Source organism: Clostridium aceticum, from assembly GCF_001042715.1.
GTDB lineage: Bacteria > Bacillota > Clostridia > Peptostreptococcales > Natronincolaceae > Andreesenella > Andreesenella acetica.
The window spans coordinates 949575-969612 of sequence record NZ_CP009687.1 but is presented as its reverse complement, the minus strand read 5'-3'; the positions used below and the strand labels follow the sequence as shown (position 1 = coordinate 969612).

Here is a 20038-nt window from a genome sequence, read left to right as displayed (position 1 = left end):
TACTGACAAAAGTAAACCAACGATGGCAGGGCTGAAACCCCTGCCTAAAATTGTATATCCTCTAATAAAACATCATTTTTTTGTTTAAGAAGTAGTGTTGGCCAACCTACTTTAGGTACTACCTTTATTATTGTGCCATTTATTTCTTCCGGCTTTACTAACCTTGTATCTACTGCTGTGTTATTGTCCCCCCTTGTTTGGTAACTAGTCATGCCCTTATCATCTTCCCTTATATCTATAATTCGGTGAGATATTAGTATATCATTTCGCCTAAACTGAATAACATCCCCTACCTGCAGCCGATGAATATCTTCTATGTCCCCTATCTTTCTTACCAATATAAGATCCCCTGGATATATCATAGGCTCCATACTTCCTGTAGCTATCACAGAAGGGTATATAGGGAAAACACCTACTACAAACCATACAATCCCAATGGAAATGATGCTTGTAATAATCCAGCCCAGTATCCCCTCTTCATCCTGAGCTGTATTTTTTGTCTGTTTTGCTTCCTTTGCGTACATATTTTGTAATGTTATCAACGAAAACACGGGACATAGAATACCTATAAGGGCAGCTGTAATCCATTTAACATCTGGAAGGATAGGAGATAACCAGTGAAAAAGCTGAAATATACCTAGATAAATCATTGATGTCAGTGGACCACCAAGAAAAACTAAGTATGTAGCCATTAAATTTTGGCAAAACTCTGGTGCAAAGTACCGAGCTATAAATTCAATGATGGTTGGAAGTTCCTGCAAGCTTAAGACTTGATTAAAAGAAATTGTAGTAACCGTCATGAACAGAGACACAAGGATAAAAATAAAGTAGTTCTCTTTCTTTGTTAAATGATTTACTAAATAACTTCTTATGAACTCTTTGCCTATCAGGGTAGTGCCAACAAAGCAGATATTTGTTATAACCCCTATGATGCTACGATTATAGGGGCTTTTCCCAAAACCATCAATCATCCCTGTGATTATAGACACCACAATATATAAAACTCCAAAATTAAAAGCCCACAGGTTAAGAAAACTCCTATGCTTTAATTTGCCCTTAGGATGAACCTTGGGTAAATTCCATACTATCACAGCGCACCCTACCCATAGGACAGGCTTTATATAATAAAAAAGCTGGCTTCCTACACCTATGAAGGAAGCCACTGATGAATTTTGAATAATATATATCCCTATCATTAAAGCAAGCACCAAAAGACACCTTATTTTAGATCTTCTTGTGGGTAAGTAGTTTTTTTCTATCATCATCGATCCCCCATTGTCCATTATTCTTCTCTATCATTTGTACTATCGGGACTTTCGGTATCGTCTGAGGAACTTGAGTTATCTGAATTGCCGGTACTACAATCGTCTGAGGTTTCTGTTGAAGTACTGCTGGGTGTAGTATCTGAAGTTTCCGTTGCATCTATGGAAGTTGTTGTTTCCGTTGTTTGTATTGTATCTGATAAATCCACTGAATTTGTGAAATTTACTGTCTCGGATAATTCAGTAGTATTTTCTATGTTTATAGCACTTTTTTTATCTGAAACTTCTTTCATTGTTCCTTCTTGCATGGAAGTTTTATCAATTATTATATTTTTGCTTTTATCTATACTTTCCTGAGTATCTATTTCTCTACTTTTCTCATTACTCCCTACAAATTCATTCGTAAAAGTTTCTATTTTATTTTTTTCCTCTAAAATTTCACCTCCACCCAAATCTGCTTGAGGCACCTCAGGCGCTACAATTTTTATATTTCCTGTGATGTATAGGTTTTTTTTCCAAGAACCATAGCCTCCAGACATAAAAAGCATCGCTATCAGGATACTAATTATGATAGTGACTGTCTTTTTTTTCATCATCATACCTCCATTTTAGTTGATATTTGCTATGTTAATTTCCCTTAATAATTTTTCTAAAAATTATGCTAAACTAAATTAATCATTGGCTTGATAGTATTTTAATTCAATCTCAAAGCTATAATCTCCAGGATCTTGATCTTTTGGCACTTCCACCAAAACATTCCCATCATTATAATCAACATATATGCCTTCTGACGCCATAACTTCATATTCACCAAACTTTACAGGAATAGTGCTGTAATCAACTATTTCATAGCTTAGGCTTCCCGTGCTGCCAGGTGTTAATGTAATTTGATCATTACGAGGTATCACCTCCAAATCCATTTTCCCTGTAGATAGAGAAGCTATCATTTGCAACCCACCATTCCAATAACCATAGCTTATACCCATAAGATTTAATACAGTAATAGAACCTATTAATATCATACACTTTCCTAAGGAATCTTTTTTTCTTTTCTTTTTTGCCAAAAGATCTCCACCTCTTTCTTTGTAAATTACTTTTTCATTAAAACTAGTGATTAAACCTTGTAGTATTATTTATATAGATGGCAGCTTCTGTTCTGTGTTTTAAATTCAGCTTAGAGAGAATATTACTGACATGTTTCTTTACAGTATGTTCTGATATAAAAAGTCTTTGAGCAATTTCTAAATTACTTAATCCTTTGCCTAATTCATTAAGAATATCCTTCTCTCGCCCTGTTAATGTTTCTACTGATGTAGCTTTATCTTGATTCAGCTGATATTTCATGACTTCTGGATCAAAAAATTTTTTGCCTCTTATCACAACACTAAATCCATATAAAATATCTTCAGCAAAAGCTTCTTTTAATATATATCCATCTACCTCCGCTTTTTGAGCTCTTATAAAATCCTCCTTTTTCAAGGATGATGTAACCACAATAAACTTTGTTGTAATATTTTTATTTCTTGCCCTCTGGATAAGTTCTAGTCCATCTTCACTGCCAAGATTTAAGTCTATTATTGTGACTTCAGGATTAGATTCTGACATGATCATTATTGCTTCTTCTATGCTCCCCGCTTCTTTTATTTCTTTCACTTTATCATCAAAAGATAAAGTAGATGATAAACCTTTTCTCACTAATGGATGATCATCCACAATCAGTATCCTCATACAACTTCCTCCTTATAAGTTTTTGGTATATCATTAGGAATCGTGATATCTATTTTTGTCCCCATACCTATCTGGCTATTTAAGTTTATCCTTCCATTTAAGGAACAGGTCAGTTGAAAAATATTTCTTATCCCCAAACCCATTTTTTTATTTTTTTCTAAAAGCATAGCATCAAATCCTATGCCGTTATCTATTATTTGAAGGGAAGTAACACCTTCTTTTACCTCAAGCGTTACCTCTATTTCTTGAGCTGATCCATGTCTTGTTGCATTACCAATGCCTTCACATATCATTCTATACAGTGCTTTTTTTTGCGTCATGCACAAAAGTTCGTGATTTCCTCTTGGATTAAAACGAATGATTATATTATTTAATGCTCTCATCTCATTTAGATAGTTTTCAATGTTAACTATAAAATTATTTACACCATCCTTTGTCCAACTAAGACCATAAATTGTAGCTCTTAAATCCTTCACTACACTATTCATACAAGCTCTCATTGTATTAAGTTCTGCTTCTATTTTATAAGCTTTCATCATTCTTAAACTTTTGATTGTAGTAAACATACTACAGGATACACTGAAAAGTCTTTGTAGCACACTATCATGTATTTCATTTGCTATCCGATTTTGTTCTTCACTAATTAACAACTCTTCATTCACCTGCTCTAGCTGAAATTTTTCTAGTGTGATAGAACTGAGATTTGATAAAAATTTCAACTGCTCTAGGGTTTCTTTATAACTTACTCCACTGTCTACATATGTTATATCAATTCCTAGTATGCCATAGACCCTATAACTAGATTTTATAGAAATAAGTAGCAGTTGATTGCTTTTTATATTCAATTCAACAGGTGTGTCTTTTTTGATAATAGCAGACCATTTTTTTATTACTTCACAACGAATCTCTTCTTTTAAGTCTTTAGATAGCTTATCTGACTGAATAATGAATTCAGTATTGGACTTATTCGGATATATAAATAAAACACCACTATTTTTTGTAATTTTCCTTCCATAATGTAACATTAACTGAATTAAATTATTTTTACTTTCCTGTCTTGTAAACAACTGTGTCACCCTATAAAGTTCCATGATATAGTCCATTGACTGCTTAATTTCTTCATTGGCTATTACCAACCGTCTATTTGTTTCTGAAAGCTCAACACTTTCTTCTTCAGTCTTTTTTATATACTTTGTTAAAAGTTGAATAACTCCAGTAATGAGTATAAAGCTCAATATGAGATTAGACTGTTCACTGACTGTAGTAGCAAAATCCCCACTCTTTTTTAGCAACAAGGGAGACATGTAAATTAAACTAAATAGGTAAACAAATATATTCCCCCAACAATACTTTCTATTTAACTTTACTGATGTCACTAATATGGTATTAAGGGAGTACCATATATAGGGACTGCTGAGACCGCCGGATGGTATAAGGATAAATGAGTTTCCAATAGTTTCAATTAAAATCAATAACTTAATTTTTGAAATAGAAGATTCGTTTTTTATATACAGGTAGTTGATGATAACTGAAGAAGTGCTTATACAGATTACAATGAACACTTTTCTTTTAATAGAATAATTTAAGTCACTTATTAGATAGAAAAAAGAGGTAGTAACTACAGATGTATATCTGTATAGAAACATAATTTTAACTATTTCTGACTTATCCTTTAGGAAAAATATTTTATTGTAAATCCTTTGATAAATCAAAAAAACGCCTCCTCTACCAAACTTTATTAGCTTGCTTATTTATTCTAGAAATCTCTTCCTTACCCCTGGATAACTTTATTACACTACTTTTCAAATTATTAGCTCATTTATGGAAAACAGTTCTATAAGCAAAATAATTCAAAAAACAAAAGAGACCTATCTATAATATATAGCCTAGGTCGGTTGCACCACTCACTCCATAGGTTCTAGGTGCCCAAATATAGAACCTACTTCTTTGTTTCCTAATGATTAATTATAATTTTTTTCTCTCATCAACAATAACAATACAGTTTTTTTAAATACTCCTTTTACACTATACTATAGTCTTATTTTCTTTTTTTTAAATCCTACAAAAGAGGTAGTTTTTTTTCAAAAATACCCTGCACAAAAGGGTAGTAATACCTATTTTCCAACAAATAAGAGACTTATGCCTTTCCCTCAAATCTTCAAACTAATTTTTCCTCTTCTTCTGAAAAAATTTTGATCAATCCCATTTTGTTGTTAATGTTTAGCTTTTGATATATATTTTTAACGTGATACTTAACCGTATTTTCACTTATATAGAGATGTTTTGCTATAGCTTTATAGGTATATCCCTTGAGTAGCAATTCTATAATTTCCGTTTCCCTGTCAGTAAACTTTTTATTTTGCTTAAGCTCCGACACGACTATCTTCTGATGATGTTTCTCCATATCTATAGACTGAAAAAGAAATATATCATTTTTAAAGAAACTAGCAAGTTGCATATGTAGTATAGGTAGTAGGACCACCATCATACAAACAATAATCAGTGCAATTAAGGAGGCATTTAAGTAAGTTTCTCCAGTGTTAAATAAATTTTCTCCAACCATACCTCCAATACTAATTCCCAATACATTCATAGATAAGCCAATTCCTAAAATCTTCCCAGGATTATCACTATAATCAAAAAACTCTGCTAAGATGCTCCACCAAAACAAGTCAAATACGCCAAAAGCAGCAAGCATCAGTGTATTGATCATCAAGTAGCTTCTAACAGACCTATCCAACCACATAAAAAAGATATAGGAAACGCCTATCATAGCAAGAGCAATATGCAATACATAACCTTGGTTTATTAAATTCTTTGAGCTTTTAAGGAGAAAAAGTACTGCAATATATGGTATCGCCCAGTAATAGCTTGTTAACAGTTTATGATGGGAAAAAGCCGGTAGTACCACACGGTACATTAAGCCTGAATTGATAGTAATAATTAAGATAAATAAACATAGGATGACTAGAGATCTTAAGCTGGTGAAAGCTTCTTGATGGGATTTTTCTAACTGCACTGTGCAGTAATCCTTCTCTTTAGCCGACGCTTCCAAGTTAAAAGTTAGTAACAGTCCTGCCACAAGAAGTATACAGGCTAAAGCAAGCCCAAATAAAGATGAAATATTTACAGCAACTCCATTAATCAAAATCATTAACATATTAGAATAGATCAGGACACTTGCTGCTGTTTTAAAGCGTTGTCCCCTTTGAGAATAAATCTTGAAGTAAAAACTCCAACTGACTATATAAGCACCAGCAAAAAACGCTATGACACCAATAGATATATACCATAGCATAGAAAAGGGTAAAAAGAAAATTACGCTTCCTAGTATACATATCATTGTAGAGGTTATCATAGCCTTTCTTGCAGTAACCTGTTTCTTAATAAAGAACCCACTAATAAATAGTCCCATAAAATGACACAACACGGCTATTGTATTATGTGTCATTCCTTCTGTGTTTACATTTTTCATAAGGTTATATAAAATTTGCCCTTCAAAGACAACAGATAATAACCATCCAGAAACTAAAGAAAAGCTTATAATAGATAGTAACCGTTGATCCTTTTTTAGTTTTTCCATGAATATACTCATAAGATCACCCTCCAAGTGAATATGTGATATACTTCCACCACCTACCTTTACACTTAAAAACAGGACCTTTTTATCACATTAGGGCAAAAAATTCCTCTTATGTAAAATTTAGGATTTAATCATACAATATGAGTATATTTTACATCATTCTTACTTTGTCGTCTAGCGCTTTAAAACTACAAATTTTGCAAGGTTTCTGAATAAAATCACCATGCCCCACTGAAAAAATTTCTAACAGTAGTATTTATAGAATTTTTCTATTTTCTTCCATAGTAGCATCGCTAAATTTTATTTTTAAGTTGTACTAAAGTTAAATATAATATAATTGGAACAAATTAACAATGGAGGTGTGTAAATATGCAAGAGGGTAAAAGTAAGATCATTGTATCTGGCGGACTAGTTGGTCTGCTGGCTGCACTTCTGGTGAAGTTCGGAAATCCTGTTAATATGGGAATCTGCGTAGCTTGTTTTTTTAGAGATATAGCAGGAGGCTTAGGGCTACATAGAGCAGCGGCAGTACAGTATCTACGACCAGAAATTTCTGGATTTATTTTAGGTTCCTTTGGCATGGCAAAGATAAAGGGAGAATTTAAGTCCAGAGGTGGTTCTTCACCATTATTACGATTCGTACTGGGTTTTTTCCTTATGATTGGTGCTTTGGTATTCTTAGGTTGTCCTTTAAGGATGATTTTACGCCTTGCCAATGGTGATCTCAATGCATTATTAGGTTTATTTGGTTATGTAGCTGGTATTTGGATAGGCATTCAATTTTTAAAACAAGGCTTCACCTTAGGAAAAAATACAAAACAAACCGCTATTTCAGGTTATACTCTACCTGGTTTCGCCATTGCTATACTAATTTTTCTTTTAGCAGCTCCCGCTTTTATTTTTTTCAGTGAAAGTGGTCCAGGATCTATGACAGCACCTATAGTCTTGGCACTGGCAGCGGGCCTAGTTGTTGGGGCTGTTTTACAAAGAACCCGCCTTTGTACCGCTGGAGGTATTCGAGATATTTTATTGATCAAAGATTATCATTATTTATGGGGACTTATTGGTATATTTGTGTTTGCACTTTTAGGAAATCTTCTCTTCAATTTCGATACTTTTAAAATAGGCTTCCAGGATCAGCCTATTGCTCATAGCGATCATCTATGGAACTTCCTTGGTATGACTTTAGCAGGTATTGCTGCTGTTTTACTAGGGGGATGCCCTCTTAGACAATCTATTTTAGCAGGTGAAGGAGATACCGATGCTGCTATAACCATCTTCGGTCTCATGGCGGGTGCCGCCTTTGCCCATAATTTTTCTCTAGCAGCAAGCCCTCAGGGAGTTGGCTTAAATGGTAAAGTAGCTGTGATCATAGGACTCTTTGTAGTTTTAGCTATCGGTTATGGGGTTGTAAAATCTGTAACCCATCACAGAGAAACATTGAATACAAAAGGAGGAATAGAAACAAATGTCTAATATCGTTGATGCAAGAGGCAGATCTTGTCCAGAACCAGTTGTCATGACAAAACAAGCCATTGAAGGCTTTAATGGAAAACCCATACAGGTCTTGGTAGACACTATGGTGGCGGTAGAAAATATTAAGCGTTTCGTAAAAAATCAAGGGTTTCAAGTAGAAGTAGAAGAAAACAACGAAGAGTATTCTCTACATATAAGAAAATAGGTGATTACTTTGAAGAATTACTATTGTGTGCTAACCTTTCACAATACTCACTATGCCCTAAACACCGAAAAAATCTTAAAGGAAAATCATATACCTATCAAGCTTATGCCAGTTCCGAGACAAGTTAGTTCTAGCTGTGGCATAGCCGCTGAATTTCCCTGTGAAGACAGAGAAATGATACTAAAATTATGTACAGAGCACCATATTGAGATTGATGAAATCCACAAAATCCAGAAGCAAGAAAAAGGTAATTGGTTTACGAAATTAATGGGTACAAACTCGTGAGTATATTACAACAAATGAAGATAGAGGAGAAAAAAATTTCCCCTCTATTTTTTATTTTACCTTTTCAATTTCGGTATTATATCTTAACCAAATAAAGCATTCAATATTAATAGTCCTACTAGTCCTACTGCCCATGCTATGGTAGTAGTGACAGACCATACTCTAATCTGTTCCTTTACGTCTTTAATACCTAACATACGGTTTACAACCCAGAAATAGCTATCATTAAAGTAAGAAAAAATTAAAGAACCTACACAGGCTGCTAATGCTGCAAATACAGGGTTTACCTGTAAATTAGCCAGCATTGGTGCTGTAATAGAAGCAGCAGTGATCATAGCAACAGTGCCACTTCCTTGAATCAAGCGTACAACAGAGGCTACGATGAAGGGAACTAGTATTGCCGGTAGAGGAGAAGCAGCGATCAACTGTGCTAAATAATCTCCAGCACCACTTTCCCTTAACACAGTACCCAAGGCACCACCGCCACCAGTTACTAAGATAATAATCCCAGCGGAACGAATCCCCTCCTCCATTTTTTCTATAGTTTCTTCACGGGTTAAGTTCTTTGTTAAGCCTAAAATTGCTACCAATAGTCCTATTCCCACAGCGATTACGGGAGAACCTATAAAAGCAATAATACTAGCTGTATTACCTCCCCAGCTCAACAAGTTTGATAAATTAGATAGCAAAATTAAGATTACAGGGATAAAAATAGGGGCAAAAGCCATAAAAGTAGATGGCAGCTGTACTTCTTCTTCACTTACAGCTATTTCGTCATAAACTGGGTCTTGATAGTTTGGACGAATCCAAGTATCCCCTTCCCCTGGCAATTGGTAGATTTGACTTCCCATCCATTTACCGTATAACATACCCGCCAAAGTCATAGGAATCGCTAATACAATTCCCCAAAGCAGTAAGCTGCCTACACTTACCTCAAATATTCCAGCAACACCAACTGGTCCCGGCGTTGGAGGCACTAATGAGTGGGTGATCACTAAACCCAATGCTAGAGCAATACCTAAAGAAACAACAGACTTTTTCGTTCTTCTAGAAATTGCTTTTACGAGAGGTGATAAGATAACAAACCCCGAATCACAAAAAATTGGGATCGATACAATAAATCCTGTGATAGCCATTGCCAGTTCCTCTCTCTTTTTTCCCAGAACCTTAATAAAAGTCTTTGCCATTTTTTCAGCAGCACCAGATGCCTCAAATAACTGTCCCATCATAACACCAAAACCTATAATAATACCTATACTGCCTAGCGTGTTACCAAAACCTCTTGTGATGGACCCAACCACGCCATTTGCCGGCATCCCACCAACTAAACCTGTTACAGCAGCTGAAATAATTAATGCTAAGAATGCGTGTACCTTTGTTTTAAGGATTAAGGTTAATAATAAAATAATACCCAATACTAATCCTAAAACCATCTGACCTCCCGAAACTGCTAATTCCATTTCATCTCCTCCTTTTTTTTATTATAAAGTTCCTTCTTCAGTGCTCAAACACTAGAGGGTCTAAGAACTTTTAGACTAAAAACGTTTTCCTGAGCATAGCGAAGGATCTTGAAATAACGAAGAACTTTCTTAATTCTAAGATCCTCCGACTTCGCTTTGCTCCCTCAGGATGATAATTTATGGCTTAAGTTAACACTAGTGCTTCAGGCTTTTATAAAAATTATTATTGGTGATGGAAGGATAGGAGTAGTTATTTTTTAAAGTAAGATCCATATTTTGCCCCTACTTTAATAGCTTCGATCATGCTGACAGCACTGGCTTTCCCTGTACCTGCTATATCAAAGGCTGTTCCGTGATCTACAGAAGTTCTTAAAAATGGCATATTATTTGTCAGAGATATTGTTCTTTCAAAGTCTACCATTTTTGTGGCAATATGACCTTGATCATGATATAAGGATAATACTGCATCAAAGTTTCCCTTTAAACCAAAGTGAAATACTGAGTCAGCAGGTACTGGACCTACTACATCAATCCCCTTTTGACGGGCTTCTTCAATAGCAATATTGATTTCATCTACCTCTTCTCTGCCAAAAAGACCATTTTCCCCACTATGTGGATTTAACCCTGCAACAGCTAGCTTTGCCCCATGAATACCCAACCGCTCTAATGCTGCATAACACCTCTGTATATAATCGAAAACTCTTTCTTTCTTTACTAAGTCACAAGCTTCTCTTAAAGATACATGACGTGATAAGAAAAATACTCTAAGTTTATCTACTTCAAACATAGTCAATGGATCATTGGTATTGGTTAAATCCGCTAATATTTCAGTATGACCAATGTAATGAATATTTGCAGCTTTTAAGGCTTCTTTGTTTATAGGCGTAGTGGCAAGAACATCTATCTCTCCTGACTTTGCTAAATCTACAGATTTTTTAATATAATCAAAAGCCGCTTTTCCCCCCATTGCTTGCACTTTTCCAAATTTGAGGTTTTCTATCTCAACATTTTTTAAGTCTATTAAATTTAAAATACCCTCTCGATAATCTCCTTCATTTATTTGGGAGATTACTTTTATTTCTAAATCAACACCGCAGATATCCATTGCCTGCAATAGTGTGGATTTATCTCCTATAACAACAGCTTTACATAACTTATGAATCTCTTCTACTGCTAATGCCTTTACTACAATTTCTGGCCCTATTCCTGCAGGGTCTCCCATTGGTATTCCTATCACTGGTATTTTCATGTTAAATATCCCCTTTCTTTGTCAGTCTAAATTTATATGATATTCATTAGATATCTTTGTTAGTAGATATTCAATACTATCAATCATAGCGGTATCTCCCCCCACTAGGCCACCCTTCGTTATAATAGGCATATTGTTGTATTGACCATCAATAATTCGCCCATAGGCAGCTAAAGGCAATACTTCGTCCTTTACTTCTATTCCAGCAGACTTCAGTTCTTTACACACTGCTACAGTAATATCCCCCCCGCTGGTATATAAAGCACCGATTAAACCTTTACTTAATCGCATTGTATTCTCTGTTATCTTTGCTAATCCCTCAGCTATTCTTTGAGTCACATCATCTTCCGATATATTTAGACTTCTGCTGATTTCCTTTAAGTTTAAGATGCTGCTACCATTAGTTGTGACTCCTAACACTTCATATTGATTCATTTGAGATAGAAGCGTTGTCACTACTCTATGGATCTCTTCTTCCTTCCTTTCTGGATAAATAAGTGCTTCAGGATCTACTTTTGCAATTAGTGGTGTATGCTTTAACTTTAATTCTTCTAACTGTCTCTGTGTGTTGTTGGTAACGCTTCCTACTGCAAACATCACTTTTTTCCCAGGTATTACACTGGATTGCCCTAGTAAAGTTTTAGCTAAAGCAGCGGTAAAAGGCCCTGGATCTACCGCAACAATCGATAGTTTTGTAGCAGTTGCAGCCTTAGCTATCGCTTCTATTTCCTCATCTGTTGCTGCATCTATAATCACTATCCTTTTGCCACTTCTCTTTTCCTGTAAAATTCTATCTTTTAAGCTATTCTTTCCCTTCAAAACTTCCTTTAAGGGAATAAAACCAACCTCATAAGTTGTTTGATTGCTGATCAATTCTATAATACAGGAAGTATCTACGGGAGTTTTAGGGTCTTTTGCTACATCTGTCTTTTCCAAGGGAATAGCATTAACCATGAGATATCCCCCTACCGCTATTCTGCCAGAGGAAGGAAAAGAAGCTACGACAATAGCTAGTTCTTCTTTATCTAAGGTGTCTAACACAGCCTCTATTTCTGCTCCTATATTTCCTCTCAAGGTACTGTCAATTCTTTTACTAAACATGCTAATCGTTTTGTTTTTAAAGACCTTTACTATTTCCACCACTCGTGCATAGGCTAACTCTCGACTAATACCCCTGCTATCTGTACTTATGGCAATAGTATCAAAGTTATTCTTTTCTTCAGAAAAGTTTTGTAAATTTAAGTAGGTAGCAGATTTGAATCCCCTTCTTGCTAACAAAACCCCTGTAGCATTGGCACCCGTCAAATCATCGGCTATTACTATTATTCTAGACATATATACTCCCCCATTTGCAGTTCTGCTATTTTTCTATCCTTTCGATGGCAACTTTCTTTGTCTTCAATACATCTACTGCTTCTAACTCTAGGTCAGTGTCTGTAATAATTAAGTCTAGTTCCTCTAAAGAGCATACCTTTGCAAAACTTTTTTTTCCAAACTTCGAGCTGTCACATACTAAAACTTTTTCTTCCCCCGCTTGGAGCATTTGCTTTTTCAGTTTTGCTTTATCTAAGGTAGGTGTAGTAATGCCACTTTTCAAATCAACAGCATTAGCTCCTATAAAAATTATATCCGCTAATACATCTTTAAAGAAATCTCTTGCATTAGAACCAATGACAGCACCAGTAGATTTTTGAATACATCCACCACAACAATAAACCTCTATATTTTCATAAGGATACAAAAAGGCTGCAATCATTACATCGTTGGTAACAATCTTGATATCCTTCTTATTCACCAATTGTTTCGCTATCTCCATATTTGTAGTGCCAGCATCTAAGATCACCGTATACCCCTCATGTACCAAACTAGAGGCATATAGCGCTAACTTTCTTTTTATGCTTATGTTCGTTGTTGCCTTATCTTTATAAGGTACTTCCTTTATTAGTGGCTCCTTTAATACAGCCCCTCCATAGGTTCTTGTAACGATATCTTCTTCTTCTAAGATCTGTAAATCTCTTCTTATGGTCATAGTTGATACACTTAATACCTCTGCCAAATCCTCCACGATTACCTTCCCGTGCTCTTTTAAATGATCAGTTATTATTTTTCTTCTTTCAGCAGGTAACATTAGTTTTAACCCCCAGGTTGTTTTAATTTAACATTTTAAACCTTCTTATTGTTTGTTTGTGTTTGTTTTTGTTTCTTTATGTTTATTATAAGGAAGTTTTGCCATTTTTGCAAGATGTTTTCTGAAAATTTAAATATGTAATAATAAAGCTCTAAAGAACTTCTCGTTTAAGAGAGTTTTTAGAGCTAAAAGCTTATCAAATAAAAAGATATTATAAATTTCTATAGCCTTCATACTTATATAATTCTTCCTCCCCCTGAGTAATCTCTTCTTTGTATGAGTCACTAACACAAAAGTTCTTCAATCAACTTTTGTGTTAGTGACTCATACTGGGTAGAATAGAATTTGCTCTCTGATACTTCAACTTACTGGAACAAAATCACTATACTAGTCCTAACAACCTAGCAGTCTGAGCTACAATAAAGCAGACAAACACACCAGTAACTGTTGGTATCATGAAGGAAGCAAAGGTCCATTTCTTACTCTGGGTTTCCTTCCTTATTGTCAGCATTGTAGTACCACAAGGAAAATGTAACAATGTAAAAATCATAACACATACTGCTGTCAACCAAGTCCATCCATTATCTATAAGTAGCTCTCTCAAGGCTTCTAAACTGTCTAGTTCCAGCATAGCACCTGTAGACAAATAGCTCATAACAATAATAGGTATAACAATTTCATTAGCAGGAAGCCCTAGTATGAAGGCCATAATGATATACCCATCCATACCAATTAAGCGACCAAAGGGATCTAAAAAAGCGGCACAATGATCTAATATGCTTATATCGCCGACCATAATATTTGCCATTATCCAAATAACAATGCCTGCAGGTGCTGCTACCATAATAGCTCTTCCTAATACGAATAGAGTCCTGTCTAGTATGGATCGAACTAAAACCCTTCCCACTTGTGGCTTTCTATAGGGAGGTAATTCCAATGTAAAGGAAGAAGGCAATCCTTTTAAAATTGTTTTGGATAGAATCTTTGAAACAACAAGTGTCAAAACAACCCCTAAAATAATTACTCCTAACACTGAAAGTGTAGCTATAAAGGATTGGCTGATGCCTGTAGCGGATCCCCCTATAAAAATAACCGCCATAGAAATCAAAATAGGAAACCTACCGTTACAAGGTACAAAATTATTGGTGATAATAGCTATTAGTCTTTCCCTAGGAGAATCGATAATTCTACAGGCAATAACACCTGCTGCATTACACCCAAATCCCATACACATGGTCAACGCCTGTTTACCATGTGCACAAGCTTTCTTAAAGAAGTTATCTAAATTAAAAGCTACCCGAGGCAAATACCCTAAATCTTCTAGTAAAGTAAACAAAGGGAAAAATATCGCCATTGGAGGCAGCATTACTGCTACAACCCATGATAAGGTTCGATATACCCCAAATACCAACATGCCGTGCAGCCAATCTGGTACTCCTAATCCTAAAACAAAGTTTGATATAGGTTGCTCCATGGCAGAAAAGAAAGTAGCTAAGGCTTCTGCTGGATACTCTGCTCCCTCTAAGGTGATCCAAAAAACTATCCCCAGTAATGCTATCATAATAGGGATTCCAAATACTCTAGATGTTAATATATTATCAATTTTTCTATCCATTTCATTATACTTTTCATTTTTGATAAGGACAGTCTTCTTGTGGATTTTTTCAGCTTCTTTTACAATAGCAGCAACAATTTTATCCTGATTTTCTTCTTGTTTTATATTTTCTTTTTTAAGAAACTCCTCCCCCTCTTTTATACAACCTTCTAAACCTTCTGAGTTCAATTCTTGTTCCTTTAAATAAGTGTTTATAGATTGTAGAATTTTAGTATCTCCATTAAGGAGTTGGAGAGCTACCCATCGACTGTTGATTTGATCCTCTACTACTTTTTCCATCTTGCCTTCAATTGTTTGCAGTACTTCTTCTATCTCTTTTCCATAGTGTATCTTCTTAGGCTTTAAGCTAATTTCTCCTAAAGCCACCTTATAAACTGTATCCTTTAATTCCTCTAGACCTACACCATCTCTAGCACTGGTTCCTACCACTGAAACACCTAAACTTTCAGATAGCCCCTGTAAATCAACTTCTATTCCCTTTCTTTTGGCTTCATCCATAAGGTTGACACACAGCACTACTTTATCTGTTATTTCTAAAATTTGTAACACCAAAATTAAGTTTCTCTCTAAGGATGTAGCATCTGTTACTACAACAGTTGCTTGAGGCTTACCAAAACATATAAAGTCCCTTGCTACCTCTTCTTCCACAGAATTTGCCAACAAAGAATAGGTTCCTGGCAAATCCACTAATACAAATTTTTTATCCTTATGAGCATACCTTCCCTGTGCATTGGTGACGGTTTTTCCTGGCCAGTTTCCGGTGTGTTGGTTCAGCCCTGTTAAACTGTTAAATACTGTACTTTTTCCCGTATTAGGATTACCCGCCAGAGCAATCACTATTTCATCGGGAGAGTTAAGTTGTACATTAAACATTTCATCTAATGCGCCTTTTCCCGTTGATTGGTGCGTAAGTCCCACAATAGATCCCTCCTATTTATTTTTCAATTGCCTCTACCAGAATCTTTGAGGCTTCTTCTGACCGAAGAGCAATAACAGTACCTCTTATTTCATAGGCGATAGGGTCTCCAGAAGGACTTTTTCTTAAGGATTCCACCTTCGTGTCTGTAATCAAGCCTAGATCCAGCATCCGCCTTCTAGCACTTCCCTCTGATACAAGTTCCTTCACTCTTGCAAATCCACCTATTGGCAATAGATTTAATGGAATTAATTTTTCTTTCATATATAAACCTCCCATGAGAATAAAGTTAGTTGCAGGAAAAAAACATTCCTACCCCCAATATATGAAAATAAAAAAAAAGTGTTACGAATATAATGTAAAAAACATATAAATACTTATAAAGGTGTGATTTGATATGAATAATAGAGAAAAGTATCGTACCGTCAGAGGATATGAGCTGTTAAAGAGAGATAAAGAACAATTGACCCACAGTATGGAAGACTATATGGAGATGATTTACCGCAATGCCATGAAGGACGGGTATATACGAATGAATATTTTAGCTGAACAACTAAATGTGCAAACTTCCTCCGCTACAAAAATGGTTCAAAAATTAGCCAAACTAGGGTTATTACATTATAAAAAGTATGGCGTGATTCATTTAACGGATCAAGGGAAAGAAGTCGGAAATTTTCTTTTGCAGCGCCATAATATCATACTGGAATTTTTAAAGCTGCTGGGAGTAGAAGACCGTATCTTAACCAATACAGAAGTGATAGAGCATGGGGTTAATATTGATGTGCTTAAATATATACACTTATTAAATAGTTTTTTTAATAGCGATCCTTTGGTGAAGGAAAAGTTTGAAGCTTTTAAAGAAAACTACGATAATAACTAATTTACCAAATCTTGTAATCAAATATTTATACTCAATGGTATAAGTATCATTTTTTACTATATTTATTGCTTCTATAAAAATAGAGAAGCCTTTTTTTAGGTTTCTCTATTTGAAATTTATTTATTGTACTTTACTTCTCTCATACCCTTGCCCAGCCTTTTGCTAGAAAAAATTGCATAATAACCCCAGCTAAAAAACCAGCCCCCATATTCCACATACCAAAGCCTGCTGTAATTAACATAATATAAAAGTCAGATCTTTCACTGCCTACCTTGCCTGCTCCTGCCGCCACTTCTAAACCTGCAAAGAATAGGATTACCCCCAGAACCGCCTCAGGAAACACTTGAAGGATAATGTCAATAGAACCACTGAAAAACATTGCTAAAGTTAATAAGATACTTCCCATAATGACTACTGCTCCTCCGGTTTTAGCACCAAAACGAACATGTCCTGCCATGCCTCCAACCCCATGACACATGGGGGCCCCGCCAAAGAATGGAGCAATTAGATTGACAAGTCCAACACTGTAAGCAACCTTTTTTTCGGTAGTAGGACGGTCGGGGAAAAGACGATTATTTTCTGCCGATACAGCCACAACTGCATTTCCTAGAGTAATAGGCGCTTGAGGGATTGCCATAAGCAAAGCTCCAGAAAATAGCTCTTTTAAAGTAAAGGGAACAAAGTTGATAGAAGGTACCTGTAGTTTAAACCGAATATTGCTTAGCTGCTGAATAAGATCTGGTGTTTCTATAAAGGCTACCACACATCCAAATAACAAAAGTGCAAACATCGCTGGGAAACGCTTACTCTTAAGCAGAAAAAAGGTGATCAGCAAAGCAATAATAGCAATCATCCAACTGTTTGTCATCATTTTTATGCCATTTCCCATAAAGGATAGTCCCAAGCCAAGGGCAATACCACATATAATTGGTTTGGTAGCTAGTTTTGCTACATGACTAATAGAGTTAGTAACGGATAAGACCAACCAAAGAAGTCCCGTAAAAAAACCAGCTCCCCAAATCATACCAGGACTCACAACGGCTGCCTGAGTAATGGCAATACCTCCTATTAGCTTCATAGGCTGAACCGGCATAGGGGTACGAAATACCAGTCCAACCAAAACCATCGAAAGTCCAAAGGAAAACAGAATACCAAAGGGATCTAGCTTAGTGACTCCGATAAAACCAACGATAAAAGGCAATAATATCCCCAAATCACCAAAAGCCCCTGCCCATTCCATCCAACCATATTGGTTTTTGATATTTTGTTTTTGATGTGTTTCTATTTTTGTGTTCAAAGTTTTTGCTCCTATCTTTCGTATATTAGCGTCTCATGCTTCTAAACATAACAGTCGTTTTTTTCTAAACTGCCGAACTGCAGCAAACAAAGGTTTTTGATGTCCAGCGTCGAAGACGACAATTATAGCAGGATTTTTCATCCTCTACTATCAGCTCTTCTTCCACATCTTCTTTAAAATTTTTGCACTGGTTCGCTGCTTTAGCTGCTAAGTCAAAATCCTGCTGTCCTCCCGAAAACTCTTTTTGGCCTTTTTCATTTCTAAGAAACATTCATCTCATCTCCAAACTTTCTAATTTGCTGCTTATTGCAGGCCATATATATCTGTCCTTTATCAGGACTTTTGCATCCTGCAACAAGAAGTACAGCTTTTCCATCTAGTAATATAGTTTTTGTCTTGGCTTCAAAAACAACTTTTTCTTCTTCCGAAAGGATATTTTTATTGGTATCCATCACCAGATCAATTGATCCCTGCTTATAAAGATCGGCTACTGTATAGGCTTTGTCAGAAGGAGGAATGTTCAAACGACCTTTAAATTCTCCGTCATTTCCTGACAACCTTAGTCCAGTACCTGCTAGGGCGCCGATAACCCCTTGCCCTGTTCCCCCATGCTCAGAAAGATGGACTTGCAAAGTTTCGGCCAATGTATAAGCTTGTTGTTTTGTTAACACCTCTTTTTTAGCCCTTTTACCAAAATCCATCAAGCTTACTGGATTCTCTAACTTTTCTATATCTACCACACATAAACCTGGATCAGAGCCTTCAGCATGTTCCTGTTTTAAATAAGCAGAGGCATTATCAATGATCATCTGATAATACGCTTCATTTATTTCTGCCTCAAAACACATAGAGCTGTTATGAGAAGTATAGGGTATGTCTTCATGAATCAGAAGTTGATGTCGTGTGATTTTTTTGCATCTCCCCAATTATTTTTTTCAATCATTGCTGCGATACCTTCTGCTAAAGCACCTGTACTAATTGCTTTTTCTAAGTCATCTGTGTCGTCGATACATAATAATATTTTCATGTCCTTCCTCCCCCATCTTATGGTTACTTCTATCTTAAAAACATTTAGAGACAGCTTTCCTATAAAAGCTGTCTTTAACATAAACAGTTCTTTTAAAGCTGACATTTCCATAGTGTTGTTGACAATGCTATTAAGTTAAAAGTTTTACCTTATGAAAATACCCTTACAGATTTTTTGATAGCATATGAACTAAGTTCAGAAATGCCAGAAGCTAAGGAAATCTTTTTGAAAATATTATCTTTGTGTTGGTTATCCCACCATGAGCCTGCAAGTATCGTAATTTTGCTATTTGTAAAGGCTGGGGGAAACATTGGCGTCGATGCACCAATCATAATAATTTCTCGTGCATCTTCACACATCTCTAAGATTCCATCAATAGAACCGTTAATCATAGTTGTTCCACTGAGGGCTACAATATCGCAGGTGGGAAGTAAGCGAGACTGTTCCTCCATCGGTAGGACACTGCCTTTTTTTCCACCACACTGAGATATGCCTTTATCAAAAACATACAGTTTCTTTGCCCGAGCACCTATCATCTTAGCCACAGGTGGTATAAAACCAATCATACCAACCGTATCTGTATCCTTTACAGTAATACCAAAGGGTCTATCCAGTGTTTCAGCATCCTCCAGCTTCTGCTGTCTTGATGCTGCCACCAGTACCGCCATTCCAATAGCTTTTTGTAGACTGTCGCCACCTGTCACCACCCATTGGGCAATGTCAGCAGCCTTTTCTCCAATCACCTGCTGTCCAAAGGGAAAGATAGAACAACCTGCCTGCAATTCATCTCTAAGAACATAAGATATGCCTATGTCGCCGTTGTCCAATTCTACAGCTATCAAAGAGACACCTACCACCAAATCCTTCACTTTTCTACCTTGTAAATAGGGTTCTGCTGTTCTTAAAACTGATGCTATCAACATAAAA

Annotated in this window: 21 protein-coding genes and 1 riboswitch; of the genes, 4 read left to right on the top strand and 17 right to left on the bottom strand. The window is 35.8% G+C overall.

Annotated elements, in window-relative coordinates:
* Positions 1–44: 44 nt before the first annotated feature.
* From CACET_RS04400 to CACET_RS04375, 6 genes are all read right to left on the bottom strand, one after another.
* On the bottom strand, positions 45–1262 hold the full coding sequence (locus CACET_RS04400; protein WP_242846877.1) for a signal peptidase I: 1218 nt from the start codon (positions 1260–1262) through the stop codon (positions 45–47).
* Between the two features lie 20 nt (positions 1263–1282).
* Complete coding sequence (locus CACET_RS04395; protein WP_044823455.1) at positions 1283–1855, bottom strand: hypothetical protein; 573 nt, start codon at positions 1853–1855, stop codon at positions 1283–1285.
* Positions 1856–1933: 78 nt separating this feature from the next.
* A complete protein-coding gene (locus tag CACET_RS04390) occupies positions 1934–2326 on the bottom strand; it encodes a hypothetical protein (protein WP_044823456.1) in 393 nt (130 codons plus the stop codon).
* 43 nt (positions 2327–2369) lie between these two features.
* Entirely contained in the window at positions 2370–2990 is a 621-nt protein-coding gene (locus CACET_RS04385) for a response regulator (RefSeq protein WP_044823457.1), read from the bottom strand.
* The gene (locus tag CACET_RS04380) at positions 2987–4285 is read right to left on the bottom strand and encodes a sensor histidine kinase (protein ID WP_158385969.1); all 1299 of its coding nucleotides are present in this window, start codon (positions 4283–4285) and stop codon (positions 2987–2989) included. The genes CACET_RS04385 and CACET_RS04380 overlap by 4 nt, the downstream gene beginning before the upstream one ends.
* Positions 4286–4870: 585 nt before the next feature.
* A riboswitch (cyclic di-GMP riboswitch) is annotated at positions 4871–4954 on the bottom strand.
* 194 nt (positions 4955–5148) lie between these two features.
* Entirely contained in the window at positions 5149–6585 is a 1437-nt protein-coding gene (locus CACET_RS04375) for a helix-turn-helix transcriptional regulator (protein ID WP_044823459.1), read from the bottom strand.
* 357 nt (positions 6586–6942) lie between these two features.
* On the opposite strand from CACET_RS04375, the gene yedE reads away from it, so the two are divergent.
* Genes yedE through CACET_RS04360 form a run of 3 tightly spaced genes read left to right on the top strand, consistent with a single transcriptional unit; the run spans position 6943 to position 8539 of the window.
* The gene (gene yedE / locus CACET_RS04370; RefSeq protein WP_044823460.1) at positions 6943–8049 is read left to right on the top strand and encodes a YedE family putative selenium transporter; all 1107 of its coding nucleotides are present in this window, start codon (positions 6943–6945) and stop codon (positions 8047–8049) included.
* Positions 8042–8254: a sulfurtransferase TusA family protein gene (locus CACET_RS04365; protein ID WP_044823461.1), complete on the top strand. Its 213-nt coding sequence runs from the start codon at positions 8042–8044 to the stop codon at positions 8252–8254. The genes yedE and CACET_RS04365 overlap by 8 nt, the downstream gene beginning before the upstream one ends.
* Positions 8255–8539 carry a putative Se/S carrier protein gene (locus CACET_RS04360; protein WP_144414721.1) on the top strand — a complete coding sequence of 95 codons (285 nt, stop codon included), beginning with the start codon at positions 8255–8257 and terminating at the stop codon, positions 8537–8539.
* An 83-nt stretch (positions 8540–8622) separates the two neighbouring features.
* Here the strand turns inward: CACET_RS04360 and CACET_RS04355 are convergent, their stop codons facing one another.
* The 6 genes from CACET_RS04355 to CACET_RS04330 form a co-directional block, all read right to left on the bottom strand.
* Entirely contained in the window at positions 8623–9999 is a 1377-nt protein-coding gene (locus tag CACET_RS04355; RefSeq protein ID WP_044823463.1) for a GntP family permease, read from the bottom strand.
* A gap of 250 nt (positions 10000–10249) precedes the next feature.
* The gene (gene pdxA, locus CACET_RS04350) at positions 10250–11248 is read right to left on the bottom strand and encodes a 4-hydroxythreonine-4-phosphate dehydrogenase PdxA (protein WP_044823464.1); all 999 of its coding nucleotides are present in this window, start codon (positions 11246–11248) and stop codon (positions 10250–10252) included.
* Positions 11249–11269: 21 nt separating this feature from the next.
* Positions 11270–12583 carry a four-carbon acid sugar kinase family protein gene (locus tag CACET_RS04345; protein ID WP_044823465.1) on the bottom strand — a complete coding sequence of 438 codons (1314 nt, stop codon included), beginning with the start codon at positions 12581–12583 and terminating at the stop codon, positions 11270–11272.
* A 25-nt stretch (positions 12584–12608) separates the two neighbouring features.
* Entirely contained in the window at positions 12609–13376 is a 768-nt protein-coding gene (locus CACET_RS04340; protein ID WP_044823466.1) for a DeoR/GlpR family DNA-binding transcription regulator, read from the bottom strand.
* Positions 13377–13758: 382 nt separating this feature from the next.
* The gene (gene feoB, locus CACET_RS04335) at positions 13759–15909 is read right to left on the bottom strand and encodes a ferrous iron transport protein B (protein ID WP_044823467.1); all 2151 of its coding nucleotides are present in this window, start codon (positions 15907–15909) and stop codon (positions 13759–13761) included.
* 16 nt (positions 15910–15925) lie between these two features.
* Positions 15926–16171, bottom strand: a complete 246-nt coding sequence (locus CACET_RS04330; protein WP_044823468.1) for a FeoA family protein — start codon at positions 16169–16171, stop codon at positions 15926–15928.
* A 133-nt stretch (positions 16172–16304) separates the two neighbouring features.
* On the opposite strand from CACET_RS04330, the gene CACET_RS04325 reads away from it, so the two are divergent.
* Positions 16305–16787 (top strand): metal-dependent transcriptional regulator, encoded by a 483-nt coding sequence (locus CACET_RS04325; RefSeq protein WP_044823469.1) that lies wholly within the window; start codon positions 16305–16307, stop codon positions 16785–16787.
* 139 nt (positions 16788–16926) lie between these two features.
* On the opposite strand, the gene CACET_RS04320 is transcribed toward CACET_RS04325, so the two are convergent.
* The 5 genes from CACET_RS04320 to CACET_RS04305 form a co-directional block, all read right to left on the bottom strand.
* Positions 16927–18084, bottom strand: coding sequence for a putative sulfate/molybdate transporter (locus CACET_RS04320; protein ID WP_242846878.1), 1158 nt, complete (start codon positions 18082–18084; stop codon positions 16927–16929).
* A 64-nt stretch (positions 18085–18148) separates the two neighbouring features.
* Entirely contained in the window at positions 18149–18355 is a 207-nt protein-coding gene (locus CACET_RS04315; RefSeq protein ID WP_044823471.1) for a hypothetical protein, read from the bottom strand.
* Positions 18345–18932, bottom strand: a complete 588-nt coding sequence (locus CACET_RS04310; protein ID WP_052661227.1) for a hypothetical protein — start codon at positions 18930–18932, stop codon at positions 18345–18347. Before CACET_RS04310 ends, CACET_RS04315 begins: the two co-directional genes overlap by 11 nt.
* Positions 18933–18970: 38 nt before the next feature.
* Positions 18971–19216, bottom strand: a complete 246-nt coding sequence (locus tag CACET_RS20100) for a hypothetical protein (RefSeq protein WP_158385967.1) — start codon at positions 19214–19216, stop codon at positions 18971–18973.
* Between the two features lie 44 nt (positions 19217–19260).
* The gene (locus tag CACET_RS04305; protein ID WP_044823472.1) at positions 19261–20034 is read right to left on the bottom strand and encodes a Rossmann-like domain-containing protein; all 774 of its coding nucleotides are present in this window, start codon (positions 20032–20034) and stop codon (positions 19261–19263) included.
* Positions 20035–20038 lie beyond the last annotated feature (4 nt).